Origin of the sequence: Aeromicrobium sp. CF4.19 (genome assembly GCF_051262555.1) — a bacterium.
Classification (GTDB): domain Bacteria; phylum Actinomycetota; class Actinomycetes; order Propionibacteriales; family Nocardioidaceae; genus Aeromicrobium.
The window spans coordinates 85,603-99,393 of the sequence record NZ_JBIMEU010000002.1; the positions used below are offsets into that span (position 1 = coordinate 85,603).

Below are 13,791 nucleotides of genomic sequence, written 5' to 3' on the forward strand. Positions count from 1 at the left end.
CCATGAGCGTGGAGTCGATGCCCGGTGGTGCACCGACGCGTCGGCGCGTCGGCGCGCGTCTGGGTCTCAGCGTGCTCGCGCTGCTGCTGCTGTCCGTGGCGGCGGGGTGGGCGTGGCAGCTCTGGGCCGAGCCCGGCCGGTGGGAGGTCACCGAGGCCGGCGTGGTGCTGACCCAGCAGGCGGCGCAGGGTCAGTTCGGCGTCGAGGTCCTGTTCGTCGGGATCGGCGCCCTGGTGTGCCTGCTGTGGGCGGGCGTGGCCGGTGCGCTGTGCCGTGACGGCGGCTGGGTGCTCGCGCCGGTGTTCGCCGTGGCAGCGCTCGGCGCGTCGCTGCTGGCCTGGCAGGTCGGTCTGGCCCTCGGACCGCCCGACCCCACCACGGTCACGGGCGTCTCGCTCGGCGACACCTTCCCCGACCAGATCACCGTGGACTCCGCGGTCTCGTTCCTCGTCTGGCCGATCGCCGCCCTCGGTGGGCTCGTGCTCGGACTCGTCACGACCGTCGACGCGCGCCGCTCCCGCGGCCCCGCCGACGCCGAGACCCACGGCACCGACGCCTGAGGATCAGCGCGTGAGCGCAGCGACGACCGCACCGGTCACGCGCACGAGGTCGGCCGGCGTCAGCTCGGCCTCCAGACCGCGTCGCCCGGCCGAGACGAGCACCGTCTCGTGGGCGGTGGCAGAGGCGTCGATCGTCGTCCGCAGCGGCGTCCGCTGGCCCACCGGGGAGATGGCACCCAGGACGTACCCGGTCGACCTCTGCGCTCGCCCGGGCTCGGCCAGGACCGCCTTCTTCGCGCCGAGGGCGACCGCCGCGGCCTTGAGGTCCAGCTGCCGGGACACGGGAAGCACGGCGACGCAGAGCTCGCCGGCCACGTCCACCACGAGGGTCTTCAGGACCCGGGCGGCGTCGACGCCGAGCCGCTCGGCGGCCTCCTGCCCGTAGGACTCGGCGCGGGGGTCGTGGTCGTAGGCGTGGCGGGTGAAGGCGACGCCGGCGCGGGTCAGCGCGGCCAGCGCGGGCGTCGCGTCACGGTCGTTCGTCCTGGCCATCGGGTCCCTCCTCGCCGTTCTCGGGCGCTCGACGCTCGATCGTCATCCTGACGAGCAGGCCGAGGACGAGGGCCCAGAAGGCGGCACCCACCCCGAGGACCTGCACGCCGGAGGCTGCCACCAGGAACGTCACGATCGCACCCGTGCGGCTCGAGGAGGCACTCAGTGCCCCGACGATCGAGGTCGCGAAGGTGGCGAGCAGCGCCAGGCCCGCGACCGTCTCCACCACGCCCGGCGGAGCTGCCGCGGTGACGGCCACGAGAGCTCCGGAGACCAGGGCGAGCAGCAGGTAGGACCCACCCGCGGTGACGGCGGCGATCCAGCGCCGCGACCGCTCCCCGGCCTCCTCGCCGGCGGCCAGGGCGGCGGACAGCGCGGCCAGGTTCATCGCGTGGCCGCCGAGGAACGCCGCCAGGCTCGTGCCGATGCCGGTGGTGAGCATGGCGCCCCGCCACGGGACGGCGAACCCGAACGTCCGCATCACGGCGACGCCGGGGACGTTCTGCGAGGCCATCGTCACGATCGTGAGCGGGACGGCGATCCCGACGACCGCCGCCACCGTGAGGGTCGGGCTGGTCACCTCCACGCGGGGGACGAGGTCCGCCGAGGCGATCCGGGCCCCGGAGGACCACACCGAGACCGCGATCGCCGCGAGTGCCGCCACGAGTGCGAGGGGGACCGCCCATCGAGGGGCCCACCGCATCGCGAGCAGCCACACGACGATGACCGGACCGATGGCCGCCGGCGTCTCGGCGAGAGCCGTGAACGGCGCCAGGCACAGCTGGAGCAGCACACCGGCGAGCATCGCCTGGGCGAGCGGCACCGGGATGCTGGCCGCAAGACGCCCCAGGAGGGGAACGACGCCGGTGAGGGCCAGCAGGACGCCGGTCAGGACGAAGGCACCCACGGCCGCGGGCCAGCCACCCTCGACCGGTCCGGTGCTCACCAGCAGCGCAGCCCCCGGCGTCGACCACGCGAGGGTGACGGGGGAGCGGGTCACCAGACCCAGGCCGATCATGCCGAGTCCGAACACGACGCTGAGGGCCAGGAGCCCGCTGGCGGCCTGGTCGTCGGTGGCGCCGACGGCCTTCAGCCCGGCCAGCACCACCGCGAACGACGACGTGAACCCCACGAGCGAGGCGACGAGCCCGGCCACGATCGGCTGCTGGAGGGAGGCCTGGCGCACCCGAGCATCGTAGGCGCGCCCGCTCCACCCCTCGCGAGTCACTCCCACGCGACCGCGAGTCACTCCTACGCGACCGCGAGTCACTCCGGCCCCGTGCGAGTGACTCCTCGGTCCGGCGGAGTGACTCGCGAGCCGGGATCTAGGATCGGAGGGTGAGCTCATCCGTGATCCGCCGACTCGACCTGCGTGCCGACCCCTCCGCCGAGCTGCCCCGTGCGCAGCTGGACGTCGAGCACGCGCTGCAGGTCGTCGGCCCGCTGTGCGACGACGTCCGCGACCGGGGCGAGCAGGCCGTGCTGGAGCACGGCGAGCGCTTCGACGGGGTCCGGCCGGCAGCACTGCAGGTGAGCGCCGACGAGCTCGCCGAGGCACTGGAGAAGCTCGACCCTGCGGTCCGAGCCGCCCTGGAGGTCTCCATTGCCCGGCTGCGTGCCACGTGCGAGGCCGAGCTCGAGGCCACCGTCGTCACCACGGTGGCCGAGGGGGCCACGGTCGAGCGCCGGATCGTCCCGATGCAGCGCGTCGGGCTCTACGTGCCCGGTGGTCTCGCGCCGCTGGTGAGCAGCGTCGTCATGAACACCGTGCCCGCCCAGGTGGCCGGCGTCGCCTCGATCGCGCTGGCCAGCCCGCCGCAGGTCGAGTTCGGTGGGCTGCCGCACCCCACCATCCTGGGCGCCTGCGCCCTGCTCGGCATCGACGAGGTCTACGCCGTCGGTGGTGCCCAGGCCATCGCGATGCTCGCCCACGGCACCACCGCCACGGGCGGCACCGTGCGCCCGGTCGACCTCGTGACGGGCCCGGGCAACATCTACGTCGCCGCGGCGAAGCGTCACCTGCGCGGCACCGTCGCCATCGACAGCGAGGCCGGCCCCACGGAGATCGCCGTGATCGCCGATGCCACCGCCGACGCCGCCTTCGTCGCCGCGGACCTGATCAGCCAGTCCGAGCACGACCCGATGGCCGCCAGCATCCTCATCACGCCCGACGAGGCGCTCGCCGACGCCGTCGAGGTCGAGCTGGAGCGCCAGGTGCCCCTCGCGCGGCACCGCGAGCGCATCGGCACGTCGCTGTCCGGGCGCCAGTCCGCCGTCGTGCTCGTCGAGGACATCGACCAGGCCGTCGACGTCGCGAACGCCTACGCGGCCGAGCACCTGGAGGTGCAGACGGCCGACTCCGCCGCCGTGGCCGCGCGGATCGTCAACGCCGGGGCCATCTTCGTCGGCAGCTACACGCCGGTCTCGCTCGGCGACTACGCGGCCGGTTCCAACCACGTGCTGCCCACCGCGGGCTGCGCCTGCCACTCCTCCGGCCTGTCCGTGCGGGCGTTCGTCAAGAACATGCACGTCGTGACCTACACCGAAACCGCCCTGCGAGAGGTCGGCGGCCACGTGGTCACTCTCGCCGAGGCCGAGGACCTGCCCTCCCACGGCGCGGCCGTGTCCATCCGGACAGACCGGTGAGCGCTCCCGACTGGCTCCCGATCCGCGACGAGCTGCGGGACGCAGAGCCCTACGGTGCACCGCAGATCGACGTGCCGATCCGGCTCAACACCAACGAGAACCCCTACGGCCCCAGCGAGTCGGCCGCACAGGACATCGGCGAGTCCGTCCGCACCGTGGCGCTCGGGCTGAACCGCTACCCGGACCGGGAGGCCTCGGTCCTGCGGGAGGCCCTCGCCGGCTACCTCGGGCACGGTCTCGACGCGAGCCGGGTGTGGGCGGCCAACGGCTCCAACGAGGTCATGCAGCAGATCCTGCAGGCCTTCGGCGGCCCCGGCCGCACGGCGCTGTCCTTCGCGCCGACGTACTCGATGTACCCCGAGTACGCGCGGAACACGCACACCTGCTGGGTCACCGGACAGCGTCGTGAGGACTTCGGCATCGACACCCGCTCCGCCGTGGCCCTCGTGGAGGCCGAGCAGCCGCACGTCGTCCTGCTCACCTCGCCCAACAACCCCACCGGGACGGCGCTCGACCCCTCCACGCTGACCAGCATCCTCGACGTCGCCCCAGGCATCGTCGTCGTCGACGAGGCGTACGCGGAGTTCCGGCGCGAGGGCACACCGACGGCGCTGGCGCTGCTCGACGAGCACCCGCGGCTCGTCGTCACACGGACGATGAGCAAGGCCTTCGCCCTCGCCGGTGGTCGTCTCGGCTACCTCGCCGCCCACCCGGCGGTCGTCGATGCGCTGCGCGTCGTGCGGCTGCCCTACCACCTCTCGTCGGTCACCCAGGCCACCGCGCTCGCCGCGCTGCGTCACTCCGGTGAGCTGCTCGCCCAGGTGGACGCCCTGCGAGCCGAGCGTGATCGTACCGCGGCCCGGCTGCGCGGCGCCGGGTTCACCGTCGCGGACTCCGACGCCAACTTCATCCTCTTCGGCACCTTCGACGACCGGCACGCCGTCTGGCAGGCCCTCGTCGATCGCGGCGTGCTGATCCGCGAGACCGGCCCCCTAGGATGGTTGCGCGTCTCGATCGGGACGCCGTCGGAGATGGACGTCTTCCACGCCGCCCTCCAGGAGGTCGCGAACGATGGCACGCAAGAGCGCTGAGCAGCCGGTCACGGCACAGCCCCGCCGGGCTCGCATCGAGCGGAGGACGTCGGAGTCCCACGTCGTCGTCGAGCTGGACCTCGACGGCACCGGCACGCACGACATCGCCACGGGGGTCGGATTCTACGACCACATGCTCACGGCGCTGGCGCGGCACTCGCTCATCGACCTCGTCGTCAGGAGCGAGGGCGATCTGCACATCGACGCGCACCACACCGTCGAGGACACGGCGATCTGCATCGGCGAGGCCCTGCGCGAGGCGCTGGGCGACAAGGCCGGCATCACGCGCTACGGCAACGCGCTCGTCCCGCTGGACGAGGCCCTCGCCCAGGCGGTCGTCGACGTCTCGGGGCGTCCCTACTTCGTGCACTCCGGCGAGCCGGAACGACAGATCAGCGTCGTCATCGGCGGGCAGTACCAAGGCTCGCTGACCGCGCACGTGCTGGAGTCGATCGCGCACCACGCCGGGCTCACGCTGCACATGACGCTCATCGGTGGCCGCGACCCGCACCACATCGCCGAGGCACAGTTCAAGGCCCTCGCCCGCGCCCTGCGCGAGGCCGTCGCGATCGACCCGCGCGAGACGGGCGTGCCCTCGACCAAGGGCGCCCTGTGACCCCCTGCCGCCCATGACGCGTCCGCTCGTCGCGGTCCTCGACCACGGCTCCGGCAACCTCCGCTCCGCCGTGCGCGCCGTGGAGCGGGCCGGGGCGGAGGTCGTGCTCACCGCCGACCCGTCGACGACCGAGAGCGCCGACGGCCTGCTGGTGCCCGGGGTCGGTGCGTTCGAGGCCTGCATGCAGGGTCTGCGCGCCGTCGACGGCGAGCGCCTGATCGAGCGTCGTCTCATCGCGAGCCGGCCCGTGCTGGGCATCTGCGTGGGCATGCAGATCCTGTTCTCCGAGGGCATCGAGCACGGCGTGCGCACGCAGGGCTGCGGCGAGTGGCCCGGCACGGTGGAGCGTCTGCAGGCTCCCGTCGTGCCGCACATGGGCTGGAACACCGTCGAGGCGCCCGAGGCGTCGCGGATGTTCGCCGGCCTGGCCGAGGAGCGGTTCTACTTCGTGCACTCCTACGGCGTGCGGGAGTGGGCCTTGGACGGGAACACGCGTGCGCTGCGGCCGCAGGTCACGTGGACCGAGCACGGGGGAGACCGCTTCGTGGCGGCCGTCGAGCACGGGCCCCTGTGGGCCACGCAGTTCCATCCCGAGAAGTCCGGCGACGCCGGTCGGCGCCTCTTGCAGAACTGGCTCGCGACGCTCTGAGGCACCGGTCCGCGCGGGCGCCGGGGAAGGTCCCTCGGTAGGGTCGGGCAGGTGACTCTCGAGCTCCTCCCCGCCGTCGACGTCGCCGATGGACAGGCCGTGCGCCTCGTCCAGGGCGAGCTCGGCAGCGAGACCACGTACGGGTCCCCGCTGGACGCCGCTCTGCAGTGGCAGCGCGACGGTGCGGAGTGGATCCACCTCGTCGACCTCGACGCCGCCTTCGGCAAGGGCTCCAACCGCGAGCTCCTTGCCGACGTCGTCGGCCGGCTCGACGTCCAGGTCGAGCTCTCCGGCGGCATCCGCGACGACGCCTCGCTCGCGGCGGCGCTGGCCACCGGCTGCCGGCGCGTCAACCTGGGTACTGCGGCGCTGGAGGACCCCGAGTGGTGCGCCAAGGTCGTCGCCGAGCACGGGGACCAGATCGCCGTCGGTCTCGACGTCCGTGGTCGCACGCTCGCCGCCCGTGGCTGGACGCAGGAGGGTGGCGACTTCTTCGAGGTGCTCGAGCGGCTCGAGCGCGACGGCTGCGCCCGCTACGTCGTCACCGACGTCACCAAGGACGGCACGCTGCAGGGCCCCAACCTGGACCTGCTCCGCGAGGTCTGCGCGTTCACGCCGAAGCCCGTCGTCGCCTCCGGCGGGGTCTCCAGCCTCGACGACCTGCGGGCCATCGCCACGCTCACCGGCATCGGCGTCGAGGGCGCGATCGTCGGCAAGGCCCTGTACGCCGGCGCGTTCACGCTGCCCGAGGCCCTCTCCGCGGTGGCCGAGGCCTGACATGGCTCGCGGCGGCGGCGCCGGGCCCGCGGACGTCTGGTCCGGGTTCACGTCCGACCCGCGCAGCCCTGCGGCCGCCGACCTGCGGGCGTCCGACGGCGACCGCGACCTCGTGCTCGACGTGCTCGCCGCCGCCTTCGCCGACGGCCGGCTCGGCCGCTCGGAGTACGACGAGCGGTGCGACGCCGCCCTGGCTCTGCGCCGCCTCGGGGAGGTGTCGCCGCTCGTCTCCGACCTGGCCGCCCTCCCGGCGGTCCGTGGCAGCTGGCAGGACCTGCGGGAGGAGGCGTCCGGACGCTTCCGCCGGGAGGTCCGTGACGCGCGCAACGGGTTCGTCGTCGTGAGCCTCACGACCCTGGGGGTGTGGGGTGGGACGGCCCTGTTCCTCGGGCCCTACTTCTTCTGGCCCGTGTTCCCGATCCTGGCCCTCGGGATCGGCTGGGCCGCCACCGCCGCGGGCCAGCAGTCCCGGCTGGACGACCTCGAGCAGGAGATCCTCGAACGCCGACGCCACCGCAGGGACGGTCCGTAGGTCGCCGGTAGGCTCCACGCGTGAGTGTCGCCGTTCGTGTCATCCCGTGCCTCGACGTCGATGCGGGACGGGTGGTCAAGGGGGTCAACTTCGTCGATCTCGTCGATGCCGGCGACCCCGTGGAGATGGCACGCCTGTACGACGCGGCCGGGGCCGACGAGCTCACCTTCCTGGACATCACCGCCTCCTCCGGGAGCCGGGAGACCACGTACGAGGTGGTCTCCAGCACGGCCGAGGAGGTCTTCATCCCGCTCACGGTCGGTGGGGGAGTGCGCACCCCGGACGACGTCGACCGGCTCCTGCGGGCCGGCGCCGACAAGGTGGGGATCAACACAGCCGCGATCGAGCGTCCGGAGGTCATCGCCGAGATCGCGCATCGCTTCGGCAACCAGGTGCTCGTGCTCAGCGTCGACGCACGGCGCGCTCCGCGGTCCGGGGAGGGCTCGCAGCCCAGCGGCTTCGAGGTCACTACCCACGGGGGGCGGCGCTCGGCCGGGCTGGACGCCGTGGCGTGGGTGCGCCGGGCCGACGAGCTCGGGGTCGGCGAGGTCCTGCTCAACTCGATGGACGCCGACGGGACCAAGAACGGCTACGACCTGGAAATGATTCAGGCGGTCCGCGACGTTACACAGGTGCCGCTCGTCGCGAGCGGTGGCGCAGGCCGGCTCGAGCACTTCGCTCCCGCCGTCGAGGCCGGCGCCGACGCAGTGCTCGCCGCCAGTGTCTTCCACTTCGGCGAGCTGACCATCGAACAGGTGAAAGAGACCTTGCGAGCAGCTGGACACCGTGTCAGGTAGGGCCGCCCCCGAGCGCCCGGCCCCGGAGCGCCCCGACGTCGCCGACGACTCCTCGAACGGCACGCCGGACACCGGGTCGACGGTGCGGGCGGACGGGGCACTGGGCTCGGCGCAGCCGGACCGGATCATGCGGCGGGGCTTCGGCCTGCTCGGACGCGGCATCAGCGAGCAGCGCGGTCTGTTCGCCCTGTCCGTCCTGGGAAGCATCGTGTTCGGCGCGATGACGGTGGCCGACGCCTGGGTCCTCGGATGGGCCACCGACAACGTCATCCGGCCGTCGTTCGAGGCGGGGGACGTCGAGCAGGGCGCGCTGATGGTCGCGACGGCCCTGTTCATCGGTGTCGCCATGCTCCGCGCGCTCGGGGTGATCGGACGACGTCTCATCGGCGGCATCGTCTACTACCGGCTTGTCGCGACGTACCGACGCAAGGTCACCCGCAAGTACCTCGTCCTGCCGATGTCCTGGCACCACCGCCACCCCACCGGCCAGCTGCTGTCCAACGCCAACGCCGACGTCGAGGCCGCCTGGGCCGTCTTCATGCCGCTGCCGATGGCCGTCGGCGTCATCGCGATGCTCGCCGCCGCGCTCGTGGCGATGGTGGAGGCCGACCTCGTGCTGACGCTCGTCGGACTCATCATCTTCCCGGCGCTGTTCGGCATCAACGTCTTCTACCAGCGCTGGCTCTCGCCCAAGGTCGCCCGGGCGCAGGCCCTGCGCGGAGACCTCAGCGCGGTCGCGCACGAGTCCTTCGACGGCGCCATGGTGGTCAAGTCCCTCGGCCGGGAGTCCGACGAGACGGCACGCTTCTCCTCGGCCACCGACGAGCTGCGTGACGCCAACATCGAGGTCGGACGCATCCGCAGCGTCTTCGACCCGATCCTGGAGGCCCTGCCCAACCTCGGAGTGCTGCTCGTGGTGCTCCTCGGGGTGGGACGCGTCGCCTCCGGTGCCGCCGAGCCCGGCGACGTGGTGCAGGTGGCCTACCTCTTCACCGTGGTCGCCTTCCCCGTGCGGGCCATCGGCTGGCTGCTCGGCGAGCTGCCGCGCAGCGTCGTGGGATGGGACCGCGCGGACAGCGTGCTGCAGACCCACGGGCAGATGGCCTACGGCTCGGACACCGTGCCCGGGACCGACGCCGTGGAGCTGCGCCTGCGCGACGTCGTCCATCGCTTCGACGACGCCGAGGGAGACGTCCTGCGCGGCGTGGACCTGCAGGTGCCACGCGGCACCGTGACGGCTCTCGTCGGAGCCACCGGGAGCGGCAAGAGCACCATCACGACCCTGCTCGCCCGGCTCGTGGACCCGACCGACGGCCGGATCGAGCTCGATGGCGTGGACCTGCGCAGCCTGTCCCACCGGGCCGTGGCCGACACGGTCGCGGTGGTGCCCCAGACGACGTTCCTGTTCGACGACTCCGTGCGCGAGAACGTCAGCCTCGGCAGGGACCTCAGCGACGACGAGGTCTGGCAGGCCCTGCGCACCGTGCAGGCCGACCAGTTCGTCGCGGCCCTGCCGGCCGGGCTCGACACGCAGCTCGGCGAGCGCGGGACGTCGCTGTCCGGCGGCCAGCGTCAGCGCCTCGCTCTCGCCCGGGCGCTGGTGCGCGATCCCCGCCTGCTCGTGATGGACGACGCGACGAGCGCCGTCGACCCCGAGGTCGAGCAGCGCATCCTGCGGGCCCTGGCCGAGCGCACCAGCGGCGGGTCCGGGCCGACGGTCCTGGTCGTGGCCTACCGCAAGGCCACCATCGCGCTCGCCGACGACGTCGTGCTGCTGGAGGGTGGCCGGGTCGTCGACCGTGGCAGCCACGGCGAGCTGCTGGGCCGTTCGGCCGCCTACCGTGACCTCGTCGACGCCTACGACCAGGCGAGGGAGGCGAGGTCATGAGCGCGGACACCGAGGTCAGCCTGCCCGGCGTCACGACGCTGCGTGAGACGGGCGGCACGATCGTGCGCAGGGGCTTGGCGCTGTCGCCGGCCATCCGCGAGGGCCTGGGCTTCACGCTCCTGCTCGCCGTGCTCAGCACGCTGGGCGGGTCGGTCGTGCCGATCATCATCCAGCGGACGATCGACTCCGGGCTCGGTTCGGGTGGTCGGACGTCGCTCGACGACATCGGCGTGTACCTGCTCGGTGCCCTCGCCATCGTGCTGGTCACCGCCGTGGTGTCGTACTGGATGCGGGTCCGCCTGTTCGTGGCCAGCGAGCGCGGTCTCGCCGAGCTGCGGGTCACGGCCTTCCGTCACGTCCACGACCTCTCGATGCTCACCCAGAACGCCGAGCGTCGCGGCGTGCTCGTCTCTCGCGTGACCTCCGACATCGACCAGGTCTCGATCTTCCTGCAGATGACCGGGATCATGATCGTCCTCAGCCTGGGGCAGATGGCCGTGGCCACCGTCATCATGGCCTTCTACTCCTGGCAGCTGACCCTCGTCGTGTGGCTGTGCTTCCTGCCGCTCGCCATCAGCCTGAAGTACTTCGCCAGCAGGCTCAGCCGCGCCTACGACACCGTCCGGCGGACCGTCGGAGAGATGCTGGCCGTCATCGCCGAGCCGGTCGTGGGCGCCTCGGTCGTGCGGGCGCACGCCATCGAGGAGCGCACGCAGCGACGCGTGGACGACGGCATCGACAACAACCTCGGCGCCAACGTCCGTGCCCAGAAGCTCGTAGCCGTCACGTTCGCCTCGGCCGGCCTCGCCGGCGGTCTGGCCAACGCCGCGGCCGTGGCCGCCGGCGTGGTGCTCGGCGTCGCCGGAGGCCTGTCGATGGGCACCGTCATCGCCTTCGCCTTCCTGGTGGGGCTGCTCGTCGGCCCGGCCCAGATGGCCACGCAGGTCCTCACCGAGGCCCAGAACGCGATCGCCTCGTGGCGGCGGGTGATCGAGCTCCTGGACACCCCGGCCGACGTCGTCGACCCGGGCGAGAGCGGCGTGGACCTGCCCGATGAGGTGCTGGGGGCGCGCTTCGAGCACGTGGCCTTCGCCTACCCCGGTGGCCCGGAGGTCCTGAGCGACGTCGACGTCGCGATCGCGCCGCGCCAGCGGGTTGCCGTGGTGGGGGAGACCGGTTCGGGCAAGACGACGTTCGCCAAGCTGCTGACCCGGCTCATGGATCCCGTCTCCGGCACGGTCCGCCTCGGCGAGACCGACATCGCCACGGTCGCCTTCAGCGAGCTGCGACAGCACGTGCTGATGGTCCCGCAGGAGGGCTTCCTGTTCGACGCCACCCTGCGCGAGAACCTGCGGTACGGCCGCGACGACGCCGACGACGCCGCGCTCGTGGCGGTGTTCGACGACCTCGAGCTCACCGACTGGTTCGAGAGCCTGCCGCAGGGGCTGGACACGCGGGTCGGGCAGCGCGGCGAGTCGCTGTCGGCAGGGGAGCGCCAGCTCGTCGCCCTCGTCCGCTCGGCCCTGGCCGACCCGGACTTCCTGGTGCTGGACGAGGCCACGAGCGCCGTCGACCCGCAGACGGAGCTGAGGGCCACCCGTGCCCTGGAGCGGCTGCTGCAGGGACGCACGAGCGTCACGATCGCCCATCGGCTCTCCACGGCCGAGAACGCCGACCGGGTCCTGGTCTTCGACGCCGGTCGCCTCGTCGAGGACGGCACCCACGACCAGCTCGTCGCGGCCGGGGGCGCCTACGCGAGGCTGCACGCCAGCTGGGTCGCGCAGGCCGCGCTCGGCGGTGGCCCCGGTGGCGCCTGAGAGGATGTCGCCGTGAGTGCACTGGATCCCGCCGTCGCTGCGCGTCTCACGCGTGGCCAGGACGACCTCGTCCCCGCCGTGGTGCAGGACGCCTCCAGCCGAGCCGTCCTCATGGTGGCGTGGATGAACGACGAGGCGCTGCACCGGACGCTGACCACCGGTCGGGGCACCTACTGGAGCCGCAGTCGTGGCGAGCTGTGGGTCAAGGGTGAGACCTCCGGGCACGTCCAGCACGTGCGGGAGGTCCGGCTGGACTGTGACGGCGACACGCTGCTGGTGCTCGTGGACCAGACCGGCCCGGCGTGCCACACCGGGGCGACCACCTGCTTCGACCGAGACCGGCTGCTGTGACGCCTCGACGGCTCTACGGCCCCGTCGTCCTGGCCACCCTCGCCGTGGGCGGGGCGATCGTCCTCGCGGCGGGGCGTCCGTGGGCGAGCACCCGCGTGCAGGCAGCCGGTGTGCCCGACGACGTCGTGACCGTCACCGGGAACCAGGCGGTCCCGCTCGTCGCCGCCCTCGGCCTGGTGGTGGTGACCGGTGCGCTCGCCGTGCTCGCGACGCGAGGTCGGGTCCGGCGTGCGGTCGGCGTGCTGGTGACGGCTCTCGGGGTCGCCAGCGCGATCCTCGCGGCCACGGCGTCGGGGGCCACCTCCGACGCACTCGCCGATGCGATCAGCGCCTCGCCGTCCTTCACCGGGGGCAACGTCCCCGGGGGCCAGGACCTCACGTGGTGGCGCTGGGCGACGGCCGGATGCGGCGTGCTCGCGGCGGCCCTCGGCGTGCTCGTCGTGATGCTCTCCCCGAGGTGGCCGACGATGGGCGGGCGCTACGACGCTCCGCAGGCCGCGAGGCGTGAGAACGACGACGATCTCTGGAAGGCTCTCGATGAGGGCCGCGACCCCACCGAGTAGGCTGCGGTCGTCATTGAACCGTCCCTTGAGGAGCAGCACCCCATGCACGGATCGTCGAAGGCCTCCTGGACCGCCGTCCTTCTCTGTCTGTTCGGCATCCTGATCGGTGGCGTCGCGCTGATCCCGAATCCCAACTGGGTGGTGTTCACGATCGGAGCCGTCGTGGCCCTCGCGGCCGGCCCGGTCGGCCTGGTCATGTCCGCCGCCGGCATGGGCGTCGAGCGCGCCGAGGGCCACGGCCAGAAGGCCCAAGGCGTCGACGAGCACCGCTCCACCCTGGACGGCTGACCCCATCCCCAGCACGACACCTCGGAGGGAACAAGAATGAGCGGTCAGTACCCCAGCTATCCCGGCGACGAGCCTGAGGGCCAGGGTGGCTCGACGCCGCCCCCGCCGCCCTACGGCCAGCCGGCTCCCGGCCAGCCGTACCCGGGTCAGCAGTACCCGGGTCAGCCGTACCCGGGTCAGCCGCCCGCAGGACAGCACGGCGTTCCCCCGGGCCATCCAGGGCACGACCCCTACGCCCACTGGGGCCTTCGGTTCGCGGGCTACCTGCTCGACAGCCTCATCTCCAGCGCGGTGTTCATCCCGTTGTACGCCGTGGGCTACGGCTTCCTCATCGCCGACACCAACTTCAGCACGGGGTCCGTGGAGGGTGGCCCGCTGACGGTCGTCGGCGTGGTGCTGTCGATGCTCTCGGTCCTCGTCGTGATCGCCTTCACCTTCTGGAACCTCGGCGTCCGCCAGGGACGGTCGGGGCAGAGCCTGGGCAAGCAGATCGTGTCCATCAAGGTCGTCAAGGAGGACGGTACGACGCTCGGCACCTGGCTGTCGGTCGGTCGCACCCTGCTGTTCTCCCTGCTGACCACGTGCACCTGCTACATCAACGCGCTGTGGCCGCTCTGGGACCCCAAGAAGCAGGCCCTGCACGACAAGGTCGTCAACACGGTGGTGCTCAAGGCGTGAGCGAGCGGCAGCTAGGGGGCGTGAACCAAGGACACCTCAGGCGGTC

Annotated in this window: 16 protein-coding genes; 14 read left to right on the forward strand and 2 right to left on the reverse strand. The window is 72.6% G+C overall.

Annotated elements, in window-relative coordinates:
* Positions 1–2 precede the first annotated feature (2 nt).
* Positions 3–560 carry a hypothetical protein gene (locus tag ACHAAC_RS04905; protein WP_435714913.1) on the forward strand — a complete coding sequence of 186 codons (558 nt, stop codon included), beginning with the start codon at positions 3–5 and terminating at the stop codon, positions 558–560.
* A gap of 3 nt (positions 561–563) precedes the next feature.
* Here the strand turns inward: ACHAAC_RS04905 and ybaK are convergent, their stop codons facing one another.
* Both ybaK and ACHAAC_RS04915 read right to left on the reverse strand, forming a co-directional pair.
* Positions 564–1,052 carry a Cys-tRNA(Pro) deacylase gene (gene ybaK, locus ACHAAC_RS04910; RefSeq protein WP_435714914.1) on the reverse strand — a complete coding sequence of 163 codons (489 nt, stop codon included), beginning with the start codon at positions 1,050–1,052 and terminating at the stop codon, positions 564–566.
* Complete coding sequence (locus ACHAAC_RS04915) at positions 1,030–2,238, reverse strand: benzoate/H(+) symporter BenE family transporter (protein WP_435714916.1); 1,209 nt, start codon at positions 2,236–2,238, stop codon at positions 1,030–1,032. The genes ybaK and ACHAAC_RS04915 overlap by 23 nt, the downstream gene beginning before the upstream one ends.
* Before the next feature lie 164 nt (positions 2,239–2,402).
* On the opposite strand from ACHAAC_RS04915, the gene hisD reads away from it, so the two are divergent.
* From hisD to ACHAAC_RS04980, 13 genes are read left to right on the forward strand one after another with little or no spacing between them, the layout of a single operon-like run.
* Positions 2,403–3,698 (forward strand): histidinol dehydrogenase, encoded by a 1,296-nt coding sequence (gene hisD, locus ACHAAC_RS04920; protein WP_435715506.1) that lies wholly within the window; start codon positions 2,403–2,405, stop codon positions 3,696–3,698.
* Positions 3,695–4,789: a histidinol-phosphate transaminase gene (locus ACHAAC_RS04925; RefSeq protein ID WP_435714917.1), complete on the forward strand. Its 1,095-nt coding sequence runs from the start codon at positions 3,695–3,697 to the stop codon at positions 4,787–4,789. The genes hisD and ACHAAC_RS04925 overlap by 4 nt, the downstream gene beginning before the upstream one ends.
* Complete coding sequence (gene hisB, locus ACHAAC_RS04930; protein ID WP_435714918.1) at positions 4,770–5,405, forward strand: imidazoleglycerol-phosphate dehydratase HisB; 636 nt, start codon at positions 4,770–4,772, stop codon at positions 5,403–5,405. The genes ACHAAC_RS04925 and hisB overlap by 20 nt, the downstream gene beginning before the upstream one ends.
* Positions 5,406–5,418: 13 nt before the next feature.
* The gene (gene hisH / locus ACHAAC_RS04935; RefSeq protein ID WP_435714919.1) at positions 5,419–6,054 is read left to right on the forward strand and encodes an imidazole glycerol phosphate synthase subunit HisH; all 636 of its coding nucleotides are present in this window, start codon (positions 5,419–5,421) and stop codon (positions 6,052–6,054) included.
* 51 nt (positions 6,055–6,105) lie between these two features.
* Positions 6,106–6,831 carry a bifunctional 1-(5-phosphoribosyl)-5-((5-phosphoribosylamino)methylideneamino)imidazole-4-carboxamide isomerase/phosphoribosylanthranilate isomerase PriA gene (gene priA, locus ACHAAC_RS04940; protein ID WP_435714920.1) on the forward strand — a complete coding sequence of 242 codons (726 nt, stop codon included), beginning with the start codon at positions 6,106–6,108 and terminating at the stop codon, positions 6,829–6,831.
* A gap of 1 nt (position 6,832) precedes the next feature.
* Positions 6,833–7,363: a DUF1707 SHOCT-like domain-containing protein gene (locus ACHAAC_RS04945; protein WP_435714922.1), complete on the forward strand. Its 531-nt coding sequence runs from the start codon at positions 6,833–6,835 to the stop codon at positions 7,361–7,363.
* Positions 7,364–7,383: 20 nt separating this feature from the next.
* The gene (hisF, locus tag ACHAAC_RS04950) at positions 7,384–8,160 is read left to right on the forward strand and encodes an imidazole glycerol phosphate synthase subunit HisF (protein ID WP_435714923.1); all 777 of its coding nucleotides are present in this window, start codon (positions 7,384–7,386) and stop codon (positions 8,158–8,160) included.
* Positions 8,150–10,048 (forward strand): ABC transporter ATP-binding protein, encoded by a 1,899-nt coding sequence (locus ACHAAC_RS04955; protein ID WP_435714925.1) that lies wholly within the window; start codon positions 8,150–8,152, stop codon positions 10,046–10,048. Before hisF ends, ACHAAC_RS04955 begins: the two co-directional genes overlap by 11 nt.
* A complete protein-coding gene (locus ACHAAC_RS04960; protein WP_435714926.1) occupies positions 10,045–11,865 on the forward strand; it encodes an ABC transporter ATP-binding protein in 1,821 nt (606 codons plus the stop codon). Before ACHAAC_RS04955 ends, ACHAAC_RS04960 begins: the two co-directional genes overlap by 4 nt.
* Before the next feature lie 12 nt (positions 11,866–11,877).
* Complete coding sequence (gene hisI, locus ACHAAC_RS04965) at positions 11,878–12,216, forward strand: phosphoribosyl-AMP cyclohydrolase (protein WP_435714928.1); 339 nt, start codon at positions 11,878–11,880, stop codon at positions 12,214–12,216.
* On the forward strand, positions 12,213–12,779 hold the full coding sequence (locus ACHAAC_RS04970) for a Trp biosynthesis-associated membrane protein (protein ID WP_435714929.1): 567 nt from the start codon (positions 12,213–12,215) through the stop codon (positions 12,777–12,779). The genes hisI and ACHAAC_RS04970 overlap by 4 nt, the downstream gene beginning before the upstream one ends.
* A gap of 42 nt (positions 12,780–12,821) precedes the next feature.
* The gene (locus ACHAAC_RS04975; protein ID WP_435714930.1) at positions 12,822–13,067 is read left to right on the forward strand and encodes an HGxxPAAW family protein; all 246 of its coding nucleotides are present in this window, start codon (positions 12,822–12,824) and stop codon (positions 13,065–13,067) included.
* 36 nt (positions 13,068–13,103) lie between these two features.
* On the forward strand, positions 13,104–13,745 hold the full coding sequence (locus ACHAAC_RS04980; RefSeq protein WP_435714931.1) for an RDD family protein: 642 nt from the start codon (positions 13,104–13,106) through the stop codon (positions 13,743–13,745).
* Positions 13,746–13,791 lie beyond the last annotated feature (46 nt).

Excerpts from the sequence above, each read along its gene's own strand:
- ACHAAC_RS04905 (WP_435714913.1), top strand. The coding sequence starts at position 3 with ATGAGCGTGGAGTCGATGCCCGGTGGTGCACCGACGCGTCGGCGCGTC.
- ybaK (WP_435714914.1), bottom strand. The coding sequence starts at position 1,052 with ATGGCCAGGACGAACGACCGTGACGCGACGCCCGCGCTGGCCGCGCTG.
- hisB (WP_435714918.1), top strand. The coding sequence starts at position 4,770 with ATGGCACGCAAGAGCGCTGAGCAGCCGGTCACGGCACAGCCCCGCCGG.
- hisH (WP_435714919.1), top strand. The coding sequence starts at position 5,419 with ATGACGCGTCCGCTCGTCGCGGTCCTCGACCACGGCTCCGGCAACCTC.
- ACHAAC_RS04945 (WP_435714922.1), top strand. The coding sequence starts at position 6,833 with ATGGCTCGCGGCGGCGGCGCCGGGCCCGCGGACGTCTGGTCCGGGTTC.
- ACHAAC_RS04960 (WP_435714926.1), top strand. The coding sequence starts at position 10,045 with ATGAGCGCGGACACCGAGGTCAGCCTGCCCGGCGTCACGACGCTGCGT.
- ACHAAC_RS04975 (WP_435714930.1), top strand. The coding sequence starts at position 12,822 with ATGCACGGATCGTCGAAGGCCTCCTGGACCGCCGTCCTTCTCTGTCTG.
- ACHAAC_RS04980 (WP_435714931.1), top strand. The coding sequence starts at position 13,104 with ATGAGCGGTCAGTACCCCAGCTATCCCGGCGACGAGCCTGAGGGCCAG.